The organism is Corynebacterium sp. HMSC073D01 (genome assembly GCF_001815555.1).
Classification (GTDB): Bacteria; Actinomycetota; Actinomycetes; order Mycobacteriales; family Mycobacteriaceae; genus Corynebacterium; species Corynebacterium glucuronolyticum.
This window is the reverse complement of the sequence record NZ_KV821031.1, coordinates 102,824-120,504: the sequence shown is the minus strand read 5'-3', so window position 1 is coordinate 120,504 and position 17,681 is coordinate 102,824. Positions and strand designations below refer to the sequence as shown.

Genomic DNA, 17,681 nt, shown 5'->3' with positions numbered 1-17,681 from the left:
CCCTGCGGTTAGTATTCAACGCGCGCTGAGCTTGGGGCATAAGGAAACCGCCGAGCAGAGGCGGAAGGTTCTGCTCGGCGGCCACGTCTATTCGTTATGCGCTAGCTCCTGTTGAAGTAGCTGAGGAAGCGCAGGATCTCGGTGTACAGCCACACGATGGATACGGCCAAACCGAGGGCGATTCCCCAGGCGTACTCTGCCGGGGCACCCGCACGAACCATCTGGTCAGCGGAATCAAAGTCCATGAGCAGAGTGAACGCACCAAGTGCAATGACGGCCAGGGAGAAGATAATGGCGATCATGCCACCGTCGCGCAGTGGGTTGAAACCGAAGAAAATGGATCCAATCAGGTTACCCAGAACAAGTGCGAGGACACCGAAGAGCATCGCGGTGACAATGCGCCGCATCTTGGGGGTCACCTTCACAGCACCGGACTTGTACACGTACAGCATGCCCGCGAAGACACCGAAGGTACCAAGGATTGCCTGCCCGATGAGAACGCCTGCATCTGTCCCATTCCCGACGAGATCAAAGCCCGCGACCATGCCGGAGAAGCCACCAAGGAACAGCCCTTCAAAAACTGCGTATGCGAGGGTCACTGCCGCAGAGCCGTACTTTTTTCCGAACGTAGAGATGAGCACAGTGACAAGGCCACCGATGGCACCCACGAATGTGAGGAGCATCGTCGGTCCTGCCGTGCCGAGGATCGGCACGAGCGCGAAGTTGATAGCGGCGCACAGGACGATAACGCCAAGGGTGATACCAGTCTTCGAGACGATATCGTCAACCGTGATTGGGCGACTTCCCTGGTATCCCATGGGTGAGGTCTGCATCGGGGAGGTTGGCTCGCCGTAGCCGACTCGGTAGCCTCCCCTAGACTCGCTGCGTTCAAGGGAAGTAAGAACTGGGTTGTTACTTTGCACTGTGTTAAATCTTCCTTTTGGACGTGTCACGTTTACTACTTATCGTAGCGCCACTTTGTGTGGCTCTCATTTTGTCCAACGCAACACCTCGCCAAATAGTTCCATCTGCGACAGTTTGTTGCCGAAACTTTATAAACCATTCCCTACTCCTGTCGAAGATATGGGCTAACGAGCCTTCTGCGTCACGGCAGTGCGCTGCGGCGGAGTGTCGCGGTGCCATGCGGCGCCTTGCGAAGCGGTGCCATACGATGCGATTCGTAGCGGTGCCATGCGATGCAAAGCAGTGCGAGAAGATGTGAGTCTGTGAGTCTATGAATTCTCGTGCGTCCTTCCGCGCAGAAAAGAACAGGAAACTATTCCCAGGCAATCTTTTCTGCACGGAAAGCGCACCAGCGGTTGCTTCCCAGCAATCAAGTCCTGGCACAGGGCCCCGACAGCGCTTTCCTCTGCCCCTAACTTTTACAGTGCGGTTCTTCTATAAAGATGAAGAAAGCAAACGCTATCCCTCCAGCCAGCTAGCGCACGCAGAAGCGGACACAACAGACCCCTTTTAGGGGAGTATGACCTCACCTCACCCCACGTCTGATCCATCACGCGGGTCGAGATGTCTCTGAGGTAAGAAATTCTTACCGTGTTAAGTAGCACCCTGCGTTGCACTACAACCTTTTTAACCTGCAGTAAAAGCAGTTCGCATGACAAGCGTGCACAACGTAGCGTGCATTACCCCTATTTGCGGGATTAAGCAAACATTAAGTAATGTTCGAAAGTTTGAAACTTGTAATTTTGTACATCTTTTCGGCCGCGCCCAACTTCTCGAGGTAATACCCTTAGCCTTCCGCTTCCCCAACAGCTGGATCGTTCGATGGCGAGCACGAGCAAGGGGAAGCGTCGAGGAGCATCTATCGGCGCGGACAATTGATTTCCCTCAGATTAGTACTCTTTTTGCGACCGGCCCCCAGCGACATGAAAACGCAAAAAGTCCCCCTGGTGAGACTCGAACTCACACTGAATCGATTTTAAGTCGACTGCCTCTGCCGATTGGGCTACAGGGGGACACCACTCACGCGGCTACCGTTTAAGAATAATCGACACTATATCCGGAGAGGAAATTAGGGTCTGCGCCATGCACGCAAACCCGATCTCCAGTCCGTCTACCGCTAGCTACCGCACCTCTTGCGCCAAACCAGCGATGATCCCGTCGAGAATGTCATGCTCAGAGATCGTGATCGTGTCCAAACCCGCACGGCTACGCATGAAGTCTACGATCTCCTCCACCACAATGGAACCACCGCCAATGACATCGGCACGTCCCGGGTGCATGACCGGAAGCATCGCACGCTGCGCACCCGTCTGACCGAGCAAATCGTGGGTCACCATTTTCAGCCCCTGCGTGCGCATCGTGGACATGTGTATCGCCTGCTCGTCATATTCCTCAAGTCCCTGAGCGATGGCAGAAAGCGTGGTAAACGTGCCCGCACACCCCACGTAGGACGTGGCCTTGTTGACCGGGACGGTAGCTTCTACCTCGGCGAGCTGTTCACGTACGTAGGCACGAGCGGCTGCAATCTCGTCGGGTGTCGGCGGCTGCGTGTGAAGGAAACGCTCCGTCAAACGGACGCACCCCATCCGCGTGGAGTAAGCGCCAAGGATCTCACCGTTTTGCTTGCCGACAATAAACTCCGTCGAACCACCACCAAGGTCAATGACGAGGATCGGCTCGTTGGTAGGAGGCAGGTCCTTCACGGCACCGATGAAGCTCAACTTTGCTTCCTCGGTGCCATCGATGACCTCGGCGCGCGCGCCGGGCTGGACTTTGGAGAGAACCCGCTCTGTCATGTCGAAGAACTCATCGCGGTTTTCTGCGTCACGAGACGCGGACGTGGCAACCATCCGCACGGCGCGAACATTCTCGCGAACCATGTGGTCCACGTATTTTTCCAGGACGACGCGGGCACGCTCAATGGCGGCCGGGCTGATGTGCCCTGTCTCATCGACCCCTTCCCCCAAACGAATGATCTCCATCGTGCGGGTAACCTGCCGAATGTCCTCGCTTCCCACATCAGAAACGAGGAGGCGCAAAGAGTTGGTCCCGCAGTCAATCGCTGCAATACGCTGCATGATTGTTTTATGCCTCCGCGTGGATGAAGTCGAACGGGGTCGGGTCGATGCCGAGTTGTTCTACCGTCGGCCAATCTTCGGGGATCGCCGTACCACGTAGCGACTCATCGTGCCACGCAGCCAGCGCGACGGCTTCTGTCCCCAGCCGCACTCGTTTCGGCCCCTCAGCGAGCGCGTAGGCGATGAGAACGTGCAGACATTTGACGCGGTCCGGCATTCCTCCGCCGGAGAAGGTCGTCCCCAGATCCTCCATCGCGTTGCGAGTGTCCAAGTAGTGCTTGTGGGCCGCCCGGTAATCGGCGGCAAGTTCCTCGTCCTCGCCTAGCCGAGCAGTCATCCAACGCATGACGTGAGCCACTTCCAGCTTGCTAGCCTCCGCAGTCAGGCGCGGATCCGTGAGGTAATACAGAGTGGGAAACGGGGTGCCGTCGGGAAGCCTCGGGGACGTAGTGATCACGGCGGGCTCGCCATCCGGAGTGCGGTAGGCGATGGCCACCACACCACGAGGCTCGCGACCCAGCTGCTCAGTTACACGTGCTAGGTCGGCTGCAAGGGGGGTAGATGTCATGGCACTTATTGTGCCACATCCTCCTGCTCCTCCAACTGGTCTGGGTCAGGTGGAACCGTCACTGAGCGCCACAGATCCTCGTACCAGGGGTACTCAACAATGAGGTCCTCTGCGACACTGGTGAGCGAGTTGTCGTCCGTCATACGCGGGTCATTGATGCGGTACGCAAGTTCCCCCGGCTTCGTCGTGCCAAAGCGGTTACGGGCGAGCTCATCCTTGTACGCGTCATTGGAGAATTTATCGATTTCGGCGGCGATGTCCTTCTGGCGTTGTTCCTTCGCCGCGATGGATGTTTCAAGTCGAGCAATTTCCCCCCGTTGCTGGAAGTAGTTCTTCAACGGGATAGCTATAGCCACGAGAACGATAATCACTGTGAGGATGACAACCACCCAGTGACCGGGCGTAAGCTCCACTCCCGCGCCACGGCGTCGGACACCTCCAAAGGCACTCCCCCCGCCTCTCGTGCCCGCTGTTCTCGCACGTCCCGCCGTTTGGCGCGTTTCATCGACCATTCGGCGAGTGACGGGAACAGAGCGTGAAGGTTTCATCGACAAATCTATCCTCAGGGTGGGAACAACAACTACAACTCCACCATAATAGCCCGCAGCGTCGTTTCGGGGATGCCCCGTGGATGAGAAAAACCGCGCCCCAGGAAAGGGGCGCGGTCGTTCTAAAAAGCCTTAGGCGGGCGTATGAATCCCTGCCTTACTTGTTGTGGCGCGGGAATGCCTCTGCACCGGCGTAGTGCGCTGCAGAGCCCAGCTCCTCCTCAATGCGGAGAAGGCGGTTGTACTTGGCGACGCGCTCGGAACGAGCCGGAGCACCGGTCTTGATCTGGCCACAGCCGAGGGCCACAGCGAGATCGGCAATGGTGGTGTCCTCGGTCTCACCGGAACGGTGGCTCATCATGGTGTGGTAGCCAGCGCGGTGAGCCATCTCAACGGCATCGAAAGTCTCGGTGAGGGAACCGATCTGGTTCACCTTCACGAGCAGAGCGTTCGCTGCTTTCTTCTCGATACCCTCCTTGAGGCGAGCCGGGTTGGTGACGAAGAAGTCGTCGCCGACGATCTGAACCTTGTCGCCGATGGTGGCGGTCAGGGTGGTGTACCCCTCCCAGTCATCCTCCTGCAGCGGATCCTCGATGGACACGATCGGGTAGTTAGCGATGAGGTCCTCGTAGACCTTGGCCATCTCCTCGGCAGTGTGCTCGCCACCCTCGAAGTGGTACTTGCCGTCCTTGTAGAACTCGGAAGATGCAACGTCGAGAGCCAGGGCGATATCCTTGCCAGGCTCGAAGCCGGCCTTCTTGATGGCCTCAACGATGAGGTCAAGTGCAGCCTTGGTGGAGTCAACGGAGGGAGCGAAGCCACCCTCGTCGCCGAGGCCGGTGGACAGGCCCTTCTCCTTAATGACGGACTTGAGGGTGTGGTACACCTCGGCGCCGGCGCGCAGTGCCTCACGGAAGGAGTCGAAGCCGATCGGGGCGATCATGAACTCCTGGACGTCCACGCCAGAATCGGCGTGTGCGCCACCGTTAAGGATGTTCATCATCGGAACAGGCAGGATGTTTGCGGTCGGGCCACCGATGTAGCGGTACAGGGGCAGGTCTGCGGACTGGGCAGCAGCGCGAGCAACGGCCATGGACACACCGAGGATGGCGTTGGCACCGAGGTTGGACTTGTTCTCGGAACCGTCGAGCTCGATCATGGCATTGTCGACGAGGCGCTGATCGGTGGCATCGATGCCGACGATGGCATCGGCGATCTTGTCGTCAACGTTAGCGACAGCCTTCTCTACGCCCTTGCCCTGGTAGCGGTCGCCACCGTCGCGAAGCTCGTGAGCCTCGTGAACACCGGTGGATGCGCCGGACGGAACGGCAGCGCGACCAAAGGCGCCATCGGCGAGGACAACATCTACCTCGACGGTCGGGTTACCACGGGAATCCAGAATTTCACGAGCGGTGAGATCCTCAATGTAAGTCATCTGACAGGCCTCCTAGCCTTGAATTCGTTTCGTCGACACTTCCTGCCTTTTAACACTGTGGCGGAAAGTGCGGGTCTTGCTTTGTACCGTATCCCAAAATGCACTTCCACGCTGGTAGCGCGGAGACATTTCGATCTGGATGCGCAATCCGTCCCCTATCCTACCTGACATTTTCAGCCAGAACGGACATAAACAAACATTTTTTCGTGGGATTGCTCACATTCGGGCGGTAAACTCGATGTTTACCGAGGTCACAAAAGCCTGACGGCAGACCCAATCGGACGTGGCGACGGGGAAAATTCCTCCCACACACCTAAAAAATGTGAGAAATCGATCCTGTCTTGTACGCCGGTTGCCCCAAAGCGTAGGACGCAGCCGCGTCGCGGACACTCATCACATATTCAGTGGACTGGTTGTAGGATCGGACGGCCTTCGTCCACCCTTCCGGCGTGGAGAGATCGCCGCCATTTGCGCAAAGCATGACGGCGGTTGTCAGCGCCGCATCGTCTATCTGCTGTGGATTGGGGACACCATCACCATCGGCATCGCGGGAAAAGCGCCGCCACGTTTCAGGGATAAACTGTAAGGGTCCCACAGCGCGATCGAGCTCGGCATCGCCATCCATTTCTCCATTGTCCGTGTCTTTTACCAAGGCAAAGCCAGAATTACCGTCCAACTGAGGACCAAAAATGGCCGGTTGGACGAATCCGTTCTCGTCGATTGCTGCGCCGTCGAAGATACGGCCGGTGTAGGTTCCGTGACGGGTTTCCACAAAACCGATTCCGGCGAGAGTGTTCCAAGAAAGATGGCAGTCTGGATACGATTCGTTGGCGATAATCTCGGCATTCCCGTATGCGCGGAGCGCGGCCGAGGAGAAGCCAAGGTCCTTGGCCAGCGGATCTGCCCAGAAACCCAACTTATCTGAGGTCCGACCCGGCGCGTTTGTGTCGATCTTCGGCGCCGGTTCTGCAGCGGCAGGTGGCACATCATCGGGAATAGGGAGGCGAGGTTGCAACGGCACGGGCACCCCCATGAGCTGCACCAAAAGCCCCACCCCGATGATCACAGCGATGAGCGCCACCGCGAGTCCACACCCGCATCCTGTCACTGTCCTCACGCTTTTCGCCATAGCCCGAAATTTTACATGTGCCCGCTCCAGGTGCTGTTCCTCCCCACTCAACATAGACAACACTGTCAGGTAATTCCCATCTTAGAAATCCCATGCGTCACTTCAGTACCAGTAGTAACATGAAAGCTGTCCTATATACCCTCGTTTTACGAAAGGGCTCACCATGAAAAAGACAATTGCTACGCTGCTCACTGCGGCGGCTGCATGTACTGCGGGAATCGTCTCCGCACCTGCCGCAAGTGCCGAGGTCACGCCACAGGAGTGCGACGCTCTGCGCGCCGGCCTTCCACTCATCGTCTCCATCAACCCCCAGACCACGCGCGCCGATTTGCAAGGTCAGCTCGATGCGAAATCAAATCTCCTTACCCAGGGGATTCTCAAAAATGTCGATGGCCTGAAGCTTCTCCAAGCAAAGACCACCACTGATATCAGTGGTAAGGCTCAGGAGTGTGGCATTGTGAAGCCGGATCCGGTGGAGAGCTTTCTCCAGTCCATCGGCTCGAGCCAGCTCGCGCAGTACCTTCCGATGGTGACCTCTCTCAGCTCCTAGTAGAGAAACCCGCCCAACCGGGCTACCCCGAGTCGGCAGGTTAAACCCTGTGTCTCATTCACACGCATGTGATGCTTTCACATGCGTGTGATGCTTTCGTTCGCATGTCATGCTTTCGCTTGCATGCCATGCTTTCGCTTACATGAGGGTGATGCAGTCTTCGTGGGTAACCTGGTTTCTGCCTCCGTGATCCCGATGTCCCAATGGGGAAAGAATGATTCCGCTCGCAGCGGATGTCTTCCTTACTCGGCGGGGTGGGCTCGGTCCTGCTAACCGGGGTAGCGGGCTGGCGCACGGCAAAACGTCATCACGCTCGCCTGCGATTCTCTTATCATTTCCCTTCACCCGCTCTTCGGGTGTCCCACCGGATTTCCCCGTGGCGTGTTTTGCGGTGTCCTACTGGTGGAAAAGTGACGTGCGTGACTTACTTACTCGGCTTCTTACTCACTCTTACTTACTCGGCTGCTTAACAGGCCGACTTCTTATTTATTCGGCATCCTTCTCCGAAGCCCGCGCAGTGGCATCTGCGCTTTTCTTTTCTGCGGTGTCCGAAGCTGTACGGTTCCCGCTAACAAACTTCGACGATGTCGATGTGGACGTAGATGTCGCCGTTGTTTTTCCGACGGTTTCCGCAGATGGAACCTCGGGATCCTGGTCTGGTTCCTGCTCTTGTCTTTGTTCCTGCTTTTTGCCGTCCTGCCACAGCTTGTCCTGGAACTCAGTGGTTACGCGACCGGTTGAACCGTCGAAAAGATAGGGTGCACGGGAGTGCATCTTTTCGGTGAACGCGTGGGCCACGTCCCCGAGGTCGAAAGCGCCACGCTCACTGGCGATCTGAGCATGGAAAAGAACCTGCAGGAAGATATCCGACAGCTCCTTTTTGATCTCCTCGTCGCTCGCCCCGGACTCGACCGCCTCAATGAACTCCTCCGTCTCCTCTTTCAGGTAGGGCAAGAGAGACGTGTGCGTCTGTCCAGCCTCCCACTCCCCTCTTTTGCGGGCCTGGGCCATGACCTCAGCAGCATCAGTCACCTCGGGGTACTTGAACTTCGCGGTGGGAACTTGGAACAGCTCATGCCCTGCAGCAAGCCACTTTCGCACCTGCTCAACGGAAAGATCAGTGGTGATGAGAAGCTCCGCTTCCTCATCACGTGCTGTGGGGAACGTATCGCACAGCGCCCAGCGCACACTGATGGGGACCTCCGCAGTGTATGCCACTTTTGTCCCCTCCATCTTGGCCACGGAGAACGGCATAACATCGGGGAACCGGGGATCAAGCAGAAGCACAGCCATGGGACTAGTTTAAACCACCCGCTACTTTTTGCTACTACGTCCACCGCCGACGGAAATAACCTTTTTCTTTTTGTTATCTTTTCCGCTATGGGCGCCTGTCACATCGATCTCTTCTTCATCGCATAGCGCGGCAATGACATCAGCCACCCACTGGACCAGTTCCGTGTCGCGCAGCTCCTTGTCATTCACCCGTCCTGCACCAGACTTTGGCACTTTCACCTGCACTGCCTTAGCTGCTGGCCGGTAGGAGGATCCTGGGTACAGGCGCTTGAGGCGCACCTGCTTGGAATCCGGAAGCTCCAGCGGATGCAGCTTCACGCGGGTGCCCTGCAGGGCGATATCCACAATCCCCGCGCGGCGCGCCAGGTGGCGCAGGCGAGTGACGCTGAGCAGCCTGAGAACAGGTTCGGGAAGCGGACCGTAGCGGTCGGACATTTCCTCCATCACGCCACGGAGGTCCTCCTCCGTGCGGCTCGCCGCAAGCTTGCGGTAGATTTCCAGACGCAGACGTTCCGAGGCGATGTAGTCGTCGGGGATATGGGAATCCACCGGGAGGTCCACGCGGATCTCAGCAGACTGCTGGTCGGTCGCGTCGAGAGGCTTGCCATCGGCGAGCGCACGGAACGCCTCCACGGCTTCCTCCACGAGGCGAACGTAGAGGTCGAAACCTACTCCGGCGATATGGCCGGATTGCTCCGCACCGAGGACATTGCCGGCGCCTCGCATCTCAAGATCTTTCATGGCCACGGCCATGCCGGCACCCATATCGTTGTTCTGGGCGATGGTAGTCAACCGCTCGTACGAGGTCTCCGTCAAGACCTGCCCCTTGGGGTAGAGGAAATATGCGTAGGCACGCTCACGGGAGCGACCGACACGACCGCGCAGCTGGTGCAGCTGCGACAGTCCCATGTGGTGCGCATTTTCAACGATGAGCGTGTTGGCGTTGGCGATGTCCAATCCGGTCTCCACGATCGTCGTGCACACGAGCACGTCGAATTCGCGGTCCCAGAAGCCCTGTACCGTTTTTTCCAGCTGCTCCTCGCTCATTTGCCCATGGGCAACGACGATGCGCGCCTCAGGAACGAGCTCGCGCAGCTGGCGGGCACGCTCCTCAATGGACTTGACGCGGTTATGCACATAAAAGACCTGGCCGTCGCGCAGCAGCTCACGCCGAATCGCCGCCGCCACCTGCTTGTCTTCCTGCGCTCCGACGTAGGTAAGCACCGGGCGGCGATCTTGCGGCGGGGTGAGGATCGTCGTCATCTCACGGATCCCGGACATGCTCATTTCCAGCGTGCGGGGAATCGGCGTGGCGGACATGGTGAGCACGTCGACGTGTGCGCGCAGGGCTTTGATGTGCTCCTTGTGCTCGACGCCAAAGCGCTGCTCCTCGTCGACGATGACGAGACCGAGATCTTTCCACTGCACACCAGTCTGCAGCAAACGGTGGGTACCGATGACGATGTCCACCGAGCCGTCGACAAGCCCCTTGATAATCTCGCGGGCCTGCTTGTCGGGGGTGAAGCGCGACAACTGGCGGATGGTGATGCCAAAGCCATCCATCCGCTCCCTGAACGTCGCCTCGTGCTGCTGCGCGAGAAGCGTCGTGGGCACAAGAACCGCGACCTGCTTGCCGTCCTGAACCGCCTTGAACGCCGCACGGACAGCAACTTCCGTTTTGCCGTATCCCACATCACCGATGATCACGCGGTCCATGGGCACCGGCTGCTCCATGTCGTGCTTCACTGCGTCGATGGCGAGCATCTGGTCCTCGGTTTCGACGTAGGGGAAGTTATCCTCCATCTCCGCCTGCCACGGGGAATCAGGCGCGAACGCATGCCCCGGCGCGGCGCGACGTTTGGCGTACAGATCGACGAGCTCCGCTGCGATCTCCTTGACCGCACTGCGGGCTTTCTTCTTCGTCTTCTTCCAATCGGCGCCCCCCATCTTGGACACCGTCGGCTTCTCCCCGCCCACGTACTTGCTGAGCAGGTCGAGGGAGTCCATGGGGACGTACAGCTGATCGGGAGGGCCACCGCGCCTGCTGGGTGCGTACTCGAGCACGATGTACTCGCGGCGGGAGGTGTCGTCGCCGGTGCGCACCTCACGTTCGGTCATCTTCACAAACCGGCCAATGCCGTGCGTTTCATGCACGACATAGTCGCCAGCGGTCAGCGCCAGTGGGTCCACACGGTTGCGCTTTTTGGCTTTGCGACGCTTCGCCCCGGCGATGTCGCCGACACGGTTACCGGTCACGTCCGTCTCCGTCACCACAACCAGCGGTGTCTCGCTATCCTGTGGGACGAACACTACACCGTTGTGGGAAAAAGCCTGGTAAATGGTGACCGCTCCGGCCTTCGGCTTCATGCCCTCTGTGCCCTGGACATGCGCGATGCCTCGCTCGTGGAGCTTGTCTCCAAACCGGGCACAGTTGGCTTTCTGTGGGGAGATGTAAACCGCAGCGCCTCCGGCTAAGGTGTGTGCGAGAAGCTGCTCCATGAGCTGGGAGATCTTCTTTTCATCTCCGCGTGGCCGTACGAGGTCTCCGAAGCTGAGGGGAAGAGTCTCCGCATCGTCGCTGGCCATCATCCCCGGTGGGGTCAACGTCCACAGCGGGATTTCGTGCTCACGCGCGGTTACCTCAAGGGATTCGAGGGAGCGGTAACTCGAGGGCTCGAGGTCAAGATCCTTGTGGTCGACGGGGCCGTCGCCTCCCATCGCCGCCAATTCCCACCCCGCTTCGAGGAATTCGGTGTCTGTTGCTTTCAGGTCGCCCACGCGGGTCCGGATCCGCTCTGGATCTACAAGCAGGACGTGCGCGCCTTCCGGCAGTTTGTCGACGATTGTTACGAGCGGTGAATCCGTCAGCACCGGGATGAGGGTCTCCATCCCGTCCGCCGATATGCCCTCGGCAACCTTGCCGACGATCTGTGCAAGCGCCTGGTTGCCGCCGTAGGTTCGCGCGAGCGCTTCCGCTCTCTTTTTGATTTCATCCGTGATCGGCAACGCGCGCGCCGGGTAGAGCTCGACTTTTTTCAGTTGGCCATCCGAATAGGTGCGCTGATCAGCCACCGCAAAGGTGGTGATCTCGGTTACCTCATCGCCCCAAAATTCCACGCGCACTGGGTTATTGGCGGTTGTAGGGAAAATGTCGATGATGCCGCCACGCACGGCGAACTCACCGCGAGCAGCAACAAGGTCGACGCGGGAGTAGGAGCGAAAGACAAGGGAATCGATTAGCTCCTCAAAGGGGTAGTCCTCCCCCACTGTAACTGTCACCGGATCCCGACCCGTCACCTCGTTTACCAGGGGTTGGGCGAGTCCTCGTGCGGCGGTAACTACCACGTCTAGGGAATCCAGGTGGTGAAGCACTTTCGCCTGCTGGCCGATGATATCCACACCGGGGCTCAAGCGCTCGTGTGGCAGCGTCTCCCATGACGGGTAGTACATGACCTTGTCTCCCATCATGGCTGTAAGCTCCGCAGTGAGGTCTTCTGCCTCCCGGCCACTGGCCGTCACAACAAGCAACGGCACATGCGCCGACAGCGCACCAACAAGCCACGGGCGCACCTCATCAGGCGCGGTGATGTGGAGAGTTTCCTCCCCGAGGTTTTTCACCGCCCCCGCGATCGCCCGATCTTTGCGTGCAACGGACAACACACCGCTCAGCGTCGGCACAGCTACATCTCCCCTTCTCTTATTTGGAAACCACGCCACTATACGCGCGGATGCACCGACTATGCACTATACGGCAGTATCCGGCGCGGAGATGTGGCCTTCCCCGCTCTTGGTGTCCGAGGCCAATAATTTCAGCGACGGAGCAGCCTCCATGTCTTTCAGCCCGTTCCAGCACAGGTTGACGATGTGGGCGGCCACCACTTCCTTCGCTGGCTCCCGCACGTCCAGCCACCACTGGGCCGTCCCCGAAATCATGCCTACCAGTGCCTGCGCGTAAAGGGCGGCAAAAGAGGGATCCAAGTTCGTCCGTTTAAAGGACTCTGCTAGGTAGGCCGACGCACGGTTGGTGACCTCCCCCAACAGGGTGGAAAAACTCTTCTCTTCCTCCAACGGAACGTCGCGTACAAGGATGCGGAACCCATCTGGGTGTTCTTCCACGTAGGTCAGCAGAGTCAGGGTCACCTTTTCGATGCGGTACCGTGAACTGCCCTCGACCATGGCCTCTTCAGTCAGCTCTTTGAGGCGTGTCACTTCGCGCTTGACTACCTCGGCGTAGAGCTTCTCCTTTGACCCGAAGTGTTCGTAGACCACAGGCTTGCTTACACCGGCCCGGGAGGAGATTTCTTCCATCGATGTCCCGTCGAGCCCCCGCTCAGAAAACAACGACAGCCCAATGCGCAGAAGCTGCTCGCGCCGTTGCTCACCTGTCATCCTCTTTCGTGCCATGCAATAAATCATAGCCGTTCCATTCGCCCCCGTTGCCCTCCCAACGGGCGATGTGCATTCCACGGTTGTCATGTTGTAATGTGTAAAGACGCTGTAGTTCCCCGTGGTGTAATGGCAACACTTCGGTTTTTGGTACCGACATTCTAGGTTCGAGTCCTGGCGGGGAAGCAAGTATCCGGCCCCGCTCACACAGAGCGGGGCCGTTTTTCACGATCACTAGAAATCGAGGGGGCTTAGGTAGGAAAAGTCGCCCCGACACCGGGTTACGCGCGCACTGCGCAGGCGCGTGCGCTGGCGCGCGAACCAGCAAAACCGCCTAATAAAAACCGATTAATGCCTACCGACTAATGCCTATGGCGCGCGTAGTCAGACTGACCCGTGCGGGCTGCGTCCTTGGAGTTGCCCTGATCGCCGTTACCCATAACTGAATCCGGGAGTTCGCCCGGCTTAGTCACCAAGAACTGCCCCATCATGCCCATGTCCTCGTGATACAGCATGTGGCAGTGGTACATGTAGGGCCACCGCGTTGAGGTGTATTTATTCGTAAAACGAACGGCGACCTTGGCATACGCATTCGGCGGCAAGAGAATAGTGTCTTTCCACCCACGTGTCATAACAAGCGACTTCGTATTCTTCAACGAGAGAATACGGAACTGCGTATCGTGCACGTGCATGTTGTGAAGCCAGTCCGTGTCATAGTTTGAGAACGTCCACACCTCCCAGTGGTCATGGTCAACGGTGAAATCCACCCGTTGCATATCCATGACCTCATCGTTGATGCGGAACCCCTTCAACCCGAACTCACGAGTCGGCGCACCCGACAAGTCAGGTATCTCCTCTGCGCTGGGATTCATGTCCCGTGGCAGGTCACCGGGGACAGGCGCATCCTCAGCCGGGCCCGTAATTGTCAAGAGAGTGAAAGCATCCTTCAGACCGAAGTCCGGGGTCCCCTCATCATCCGGCACATCCAACTTATCCGGGAACGGGGTCGCCTTCAGCGTCACCTTCTCCCCCGGCTCAAGATCAACAACAACTTCCACGCGCTCGCCGGGGCTCATGGGAATCCGCTCAACCGGCAGGGGGTTATTGAGGTACCCACCCTCTGAAGCAATGACAGTGAACTGCTTCTTCCCGGACAGTTCCAGGTTAAACATGCGCATCGTCGAACCGTCAAGGATGCGGAAGCGAACGCGACGACGAGGCGCGTCAAAGTGCGCGTTGGTAATACCGTTCACCAGGGGCACATCCCCTAGAAGGCCCAAGTCCGGCAAATCGGTCTCGTCGCGGGTGCCATCTTCGTTAAAACGAATATCTGTTAACACCAACGGGATGTCATCCACCCCGTAGTCATGCGGCAACTTTTCCGCTGCGGGGTTGTCATCGTCGATGATGATCATCCCCGCCAACCCCCTATACGCATGCAACCCCGTCACACCGTGCGGGTGCGGGTGGTACCACAAGGTGCTCGCATGGTTTTCAATTTCCCACGAGGGTTCCCACGTTTCCCCCGGCTCGATGGGCAAGTGCGGTCCACCGTCGCACTCGCCGGGCACGATCATGCCGTGCCAGTGGACCGTGGTCATCTCGTCCAAGGAGTTGGTGACCTGCACACCGATCTTGTGTCCGCGGGTGAACCTGAGCGTAGGTCCCAAGAATGTCCCGTTGAAACCCCACGTAGGAGTCTGAACATCCGGGAGAATATTTGTCATTCCGGCTTGCGCCTCGATGGCCGACCATTCCACACCATCACGCATTTCTGTTTGCGCCAATGGGGGGATGGGCAACGGGCGCGGCTCACCACCGTAACCACGCACAGTGGGGGTACACCCCGCCCCCACTAAACCAACCAGAGGGATCGCACTGAGAGTTTTCAGCACCGATCGACGAGAGACCATAGTTTTACCGGCGGCCGAGCTTACACCCGCACCGCCGCGTCGATCACCCGTATACCTGGGGTTTTTAAATCTTCGTGCCATAACTACTACACAGTCTAAACCTTTTCTTTCACATTAGGGGTACCGCCATGGTGGTGAAGGCACCACCATGGCGATGAAGACTGGGTTCCTCCAAATGTAGGACTATTCCGTGCCCTCTGTAGTCAGGTCGTACAATGGGGTGGATTTTGTTACACACGTGAATGAAAGGCGCACCGTGACACAGACCGCCGTAATCATCCTGGCCGCAGGACAGGGCACTCGTATGAAGTCCGCACGTCCCAAAATGCTGCACGAGGTCGGCGGGCGCAGCATGCTGTCGCATGCCCTCCACGCCGCCAACGGACTACACCCCACCCACCTTGTTACTGTCATCGGGCACGGAAGGGATCAGGTTGAGGCGGCCATCGAAGCCATCGGTATTCCCACAACGACGGTCGTGCAGGAGGAACAAAACGGCACGGGCGATGCCGTCCGCATCGGGCTGACCGCGATTCCCGATGACTTCTCCGGCACCGTCATCGTCACCACCTCGGATGTTCCGCTGCTTGACACCGACACGCTTACTGCTCTAGACGAGGTGCACGCCTCCGGCGCAACGGTCGTCACTACGACCGCCCCCGATCCGCACGGATACGGTCGCATCATCCGGCTTGCCGACGGCAGCGTCGACCGCATCGTTGAGGAAAAAGATGCCACTGACAGTGAACGCCAGATCAACGAGGTGAACTCCGGCGTGTACGCGTTCGATGCCGCGTTGCTGAGGGATGCCGTCGAAAAGCTAGACACTAACAACGCGCAAGGAGAGCTGTACCTCACCGATGTTGTTGAGCAGACCGCGGACGCGCACGCCTTCCGTCTCGACGACGAGCTCCTCGTCGCCGGTGTTAACGACCGCGTGCAGCTGGCCGCGATGAACAAGGAATTTAACCGCAGGCGCTGCGAACAGGCCATGTGCGACGGAGCCACCCTCATCGACCCAGACACTACCTTCATTGATGCCGATGTCACCATTGGCAAGGATGTCACCATCTACCCGGGAACCCAGCTGCGCGGCACAACGAGTATCGCAGACAACTGTGAGATCGGCCCTGATACCACCCTCACAAACATGACTATCGACGAGGGCGCCTCCGTTGTACGGACCCACGGGTTCGACTCCCACATCGGCCCCGGTGCCACCGTGGGGCCGTTCACCTACATCCGACCTGGCACTGACCTTGGCAAGGATGCCAAGCTCGGCGGGTTCACTGAGGCGAAGAAGGCCACCATCGGGGAGGGCTCCAAGGTGCCACATCTGACCTACATCGGCGACGCAACCGTCGGCAAGTTCTCCAACATCGGCGCCTCCAGCGTCTTCGTGAACTACGACGGCGTCAACAAGCACCACACCACCGTTGGTGACCACGTCCGCACCGGCTCCGACACCATGTTCGTCGCACCGGTCAACGTCGGTGATGGAGCATATTCCGGTGCGGGTACAGTGATCAAGGAAGACGTGCCAGCAGGGGCCCTCGTGGTCTCCGGTGGCAAACAACGCAATATCGAAGGTTGGGTGCAGGCCAAACGACCCGGCACCCCAGCCGCCGAAGCTGCCGCACGTGCCAACGCACGCAAAGCAGAGAACTAACGAGGAAGGCAACCCCCACAACCATGTCCGGTTCCAGCTGGAGAGAAAACAAAAAGGCCCTCATGCTCTTTTCGGGCCGCGGCAACCCCGCACTCGGCGAGGCAGTAGCCAAGGAGCTCGGGATTGAGCTCACGCCAACGACCGCCCGCGACTTTGCCAACGGCGAAATTTTCATCCGCTTCGAAGAATCCGTCCGCGGCTCTGACGCGTTCGTGATCCAGTCGCACACGCAGCCCATGAACAAGAATGTCATGGAGCAGCTCATCATGATCGATGCCCTCAAGCGAGGTTCTGCGAAGCGCATCACCGCGATCGTTCCGTTCTACCCCTACGCCCGCCAGGACAAGAAGCACCGCGGCCGCGAACCCATTTCTGCCCGCCTCATCGCTGACCTCCTCAAGGTTGCAGGCGCCGATCGCATCGTCGCGGTCGACCTCCACACCGACCAGATTCAGGGCTTCTTCGACGGCCCTGTGGATCACATGCACGCCATGCCGATCCTCACGGATTACATCAAGAAGAACTATGACATGGCCGACACCATCGTCGTGTCCCCTGATGCTGGCCGTGTGAAGACCGCCGAAAAGTGGGCTAACACCCTCGGCGATCTCCCCCTCGCTTTCGTTCACAAGACCCGCTCAGTCGATGTCGCTAACCAGGTCGTTGCTAACCGCGTTGTTGGTGACGTTGCAGGTCACACTTGTGTGCTTCTCGACGACATGATTGACACCGGTGGCACCATCGCCGGCGCTGTTGGTGTGCTCAAGGAAGCCGGTGCCAAGGATGTCATCATTGCGTGCACCCACGGTGTGTTCTCCGGCCCCGCCCGCGAGCGCCTCAACGCGTGTGGCGCCCGCGAGATCATCACAACGGATACCCTGCCGCAAAACACGGAGGGGTGGGACAACCTGACGGTTCTCCCGATCGCCCCGTTGTTGGCACGGACCATCCACGAGATCTTCGAAAATGGCTCCGTCACCACGCTGTTTGAAGGCCAGGCCTAACCTAGGCTTGCCTGTAGGGCTTTGCGGGTTTCCCGCAAGGCCCTTTCTTTTTCCACCGGGCAACCACTAAGGTTTTCTTCTCCCCTGCCACCACCACAATGACGTTTCCGAATCAGGTTTCTGAAACAGGTTTCCGAAACAGGTT

The 17,681-nt window shown here is 58.7% G+C and carries 13 protein-coding genes and 2 tRNA genes; 4 read left to right on the top strand and 11 right to left on the bottom strand.

The window, feature by feature from the left end:
• Positions 1-101: 101 nt before the first annotated feature.
• The 7 genes from HMPREF3044_RS04660 to HMPREF3044_RS04630 all read right to left on the bottom strand — a co-directional run bounded on the left by HMPREF3044_RS04660 (position 102) and on the right by HMPREF3044_RS04630 (position 6,721).
• A complete protein-coding gene (locus tag HMPREF3044_RS04660) occupies positions 102-923 on the bottom strand; it encodes a Bax inhibitor-1/YccA family protein (RefSeq protein ID WP_210400524.1) in 822 nt (273 codons plus the stop codon).
• 979 nt (positions 924-1,902) lie between these two features.
• A tRNA-Leu gene (locus HMPREF3044_RS04655) sits at positions 1,903-1,976 on the bottom strand.
• A gap of 108 nt (positions 1,977-2,084) precedes the next feature.
• Positions 2,085-3,041: a Ppx/GppA phosphatase family protein gene (locus HMPREF3044_RS04650; RefSeq protein WP_005395852.1), complete on the bottom strand. Its 957-nt coding sequence runs from the start codon at positions 3,039-3,041 to the stop codon at positions 2,085-2,087.
• 7 nt (positions 3,042-3,048) lie between these two features.
• Positions 3,049-3,609, bottom strand: a complete 561-nt coding sequence (locus HMPREF3044_RS04645; RefSeq protein WP_005395851.1) for a DUF501 domain-containing protein — start codon at positions 3,607-3,609, stop codon at positions 3,049-3,051.
• Positions 3,610-3,614: 5 nt separating this feature from the next.
• The gene (locus HMPREF3044_RS04640; protein ID WP_034989555.1) at positions 3,615-4,022 is read right to left on the bottom strand and encodes a septum formation initiator family protein; all 408 of its coding nucleotides are present in this window, start codon (positions 4,020-4,022) and stop codon (positions 3,615-3,617) included.
• Between the two features lie 292 nt (positions 4,023-4,314).
• Complete coding sequence (eno, locus tag HMPREF3044_RS04635; protein ID WP_005391845.1) at positions 4,315-5,592, bottom strand: phosphopyruvate hydratase; 1,278 nt, start codon at positions 5,590-5,592, stop codon at positions 4,315-4,317.
• A 313-nt stretch (positions 5,593-5,905) separates the two neighbouring features.
• Positions 5,906-6,721, bottom strand: a complete 816-nt coding sequence (locus HMPREF3044_RS04630) for a lytic transglycosylase domain-containing protein (protein ID WP_050762632.1) — start codon at positions 6,719-6,721, stop codon at positions 5,906-5,908.
• Positions 6,722-6,884: 163 nt separating this feature from the next.
• Here HMPREF3044_RS04630 and HMPREF3044_RS04625 point away from each other — a divergent pair, with 163 nt between their 5' ends.
• Positions 6,885-7,271 carry a hypothetical protein gene (locus HMPREF3044_RS04625; RefSeq protein WP_005391843.1) on the top strand — a complete coding sequence of 129 codons (387 nt, stop codon included), beginning with the start codon at positions 6,885-6,887 and terminating at the stop codon, positions 7,269-7,271.
• Positions 7,272-7,757: 486 nt separating this feature from the next.
• On the opposite strand, the gene HMPREF3044_RS04620 is transcribed toward HMPREF3044_RS04625, so the two are convergent.
• The 3 genes from HMPREF3044_RS04620 to HMPREF3044_RS04610 all read right to left on the bottom strand — a co-directional run bounded on the left by HMPREF3044_RS04620 (position 7,758) and on the right by HMPREF3044_RS04610 (position 12,968).
• Entirely contained in the window at positions 7,758-8,564 is an 807-nt protein-coding gene (locus HMPREF3044_RS04620) for a MazG nucleotide pyrophosphohydrolase domain-containing protein (protein WP_005391840.1), read from the bottom strand.
• A gap of 21 nt (positions 8,565-8,585) precedes the next feature.
• Positions 8,586-12,242: a transcription-repair coupling factor gene (gene mfd / locus HMPREF3044_RS04615; protein WP_070739623.1), complete on the bottom strand. Its 3,657-nt coding sequence runs from the start codon at positions 12,240-12,242 to the stop codon at positions 8,586-8,588.
• A gap of 66 nt (positions 12,243-12,308) precedes the next feature.
• Positions 12,309-12,968: a TetR/AcrR family transcriptional regulator gene (locus tag HMPREF3044_RS04610; protein ID WP_196793972.1), complete on the bottom strand. Its 660-nt coding sequence runs from the start codon at positions 12,966-12,968 to the stop codon at positions 12,309-12,311.
• 97 nt (positions 12,969-13,065) lie between these two features.
• Here HMPREF3044_RS04610 and HMPREF3044_RS04605 point away from each other — a divergent pair.
• Positions 13,066-13,136: transfer RNA gene (locus HMPREF3044_RS04605), tRNA-Gln, on the top strand.
• Between the two features lie 176 nt (positions 13,137-13,312).
• Here HMPREF3044_RS04605 and HMPREF3044_RS04600 read toward each other — a convergent pair.
• A complete protein-coding gene (locus HMPREF3044_RS04600; RefSeq protein WP_005391837.1) occupies positions 13,313-14,722 on the bottom strand; it encodes a multicopper oxidase family protein in 1,410 nt (469 codons plus the stop codon).
• 445 nt (positions 14,723-15,167) lie between these two features.
• Here HMPREF3044_RS04600 and glmU point away from each other — a divergent pair, with 445 nt between their 5' ends.
• On the top strand, positions 15,168-16,532 hold the full coding sequence (glmU, locus tag HMPREF3044_RS04595; protein ID WP_236589329.1) for a bifunctional UDP-N-acetylglucosamine diphosphorylase/glucosamine-1-phosphate N-acetyltransferase GlmU: 1,365 nt from the start codon (positions 15,168-15,170) through the stop codon (positions 16,530-16,532).
• A 23-nt stretch (positions 16,533-16,555) separates the two neighbouring features.
• Entirely contained in the window at positions 16,556-17,536 is a 981-nt protein-coding gene (locus tag HMPREF3044_RS04590; RefSeq protein ID WP_005391835.1) for a ribose-phosphate diphosphokinase, read from the top strand.
• Positions 17,537-17,681 lie beyond the last annotated feature (145 nt).

What these genes read in the sequence shown, in the direction of transcription:
- HMPREF3044_RS04600 (WP_005391837.1), bottom strand. Translation starts at nt 14,722, where the DNA reads ATGCGTGATGGTGTGGAATGGTCGGCCATCGAGGCGCAAGCCGGAATG.
- eno (WP_005391845.1), bottom strand. Translation starts at nt 5,592, where the DNA reads ATGACTTACATTGAGGATCTCACCGCTCGTGAAATTCTGGATTCCCGT.
- HMPREF3044_RS04630 (WP_050762632.1), bottom strand. Translation starts at nt 6,721, where the DNA reads ATGGCGAAAAGCGTGAGGACAGTGACAGGATGCGGGTGTGGACTCGCG.
- HMPREF3044_RS04650 (WP_005395852.1), bottom strand. Translation starts at nt 3,041, where the DNA reads ATGCAGCGTATTGCAGCGATTGACTGCGGGACCAACTCTTTGCGCCTC.
- HMPREF3044_RS04620 (WP_005391840.1), bottom strand. Translation starts at nt 8,564, where the DNA reads ATGGCTGTGCTTCTGCTTGATCCCCGGTTCCCCGATGTTATGCCGTTC.
- HMPREF3044_RS04610 (WP_196793972.1), bottom strand. Translation starts at nt 12,968, where the DNA reads ATGGCACGAAAGAGGATGACAGGTGAGCAACGGCGCGAGCAGCTTCTG.
- glmU (WP_236589329.1), top strand. Translation starts at nt 15,168, where the DNA reads ATGAAGTCCGCACGTCCCAAAATGCTGCACGAGGTCGGCGGGCGCAGC.
- HMPREF3044_RS04590 (WP_005391835.1), top strand. Translation starts at nt 16,556, where the DNA reads ATGTCCGGTTCCAGCTGGAGAGAAAACAAAAAGGCCCTCATGCTCTTT.
- HMPREF3044_RS04625 (WP_005391843.1), top strand. Translation starts at nt 6,885, where the DNA reads ATGAAAAAGACAATTGCTACGCTGCTCACTGCGGCGGCTGCATGTACT.
- HMPREF3044_RS04645 (WP_005395851.1), bottom strand. Translation starts at nt 3,609, where the DNA reads ATGACATCTACCCCCCTTGCAGCCGACCTAGCACGTGTAACTGAGCAG.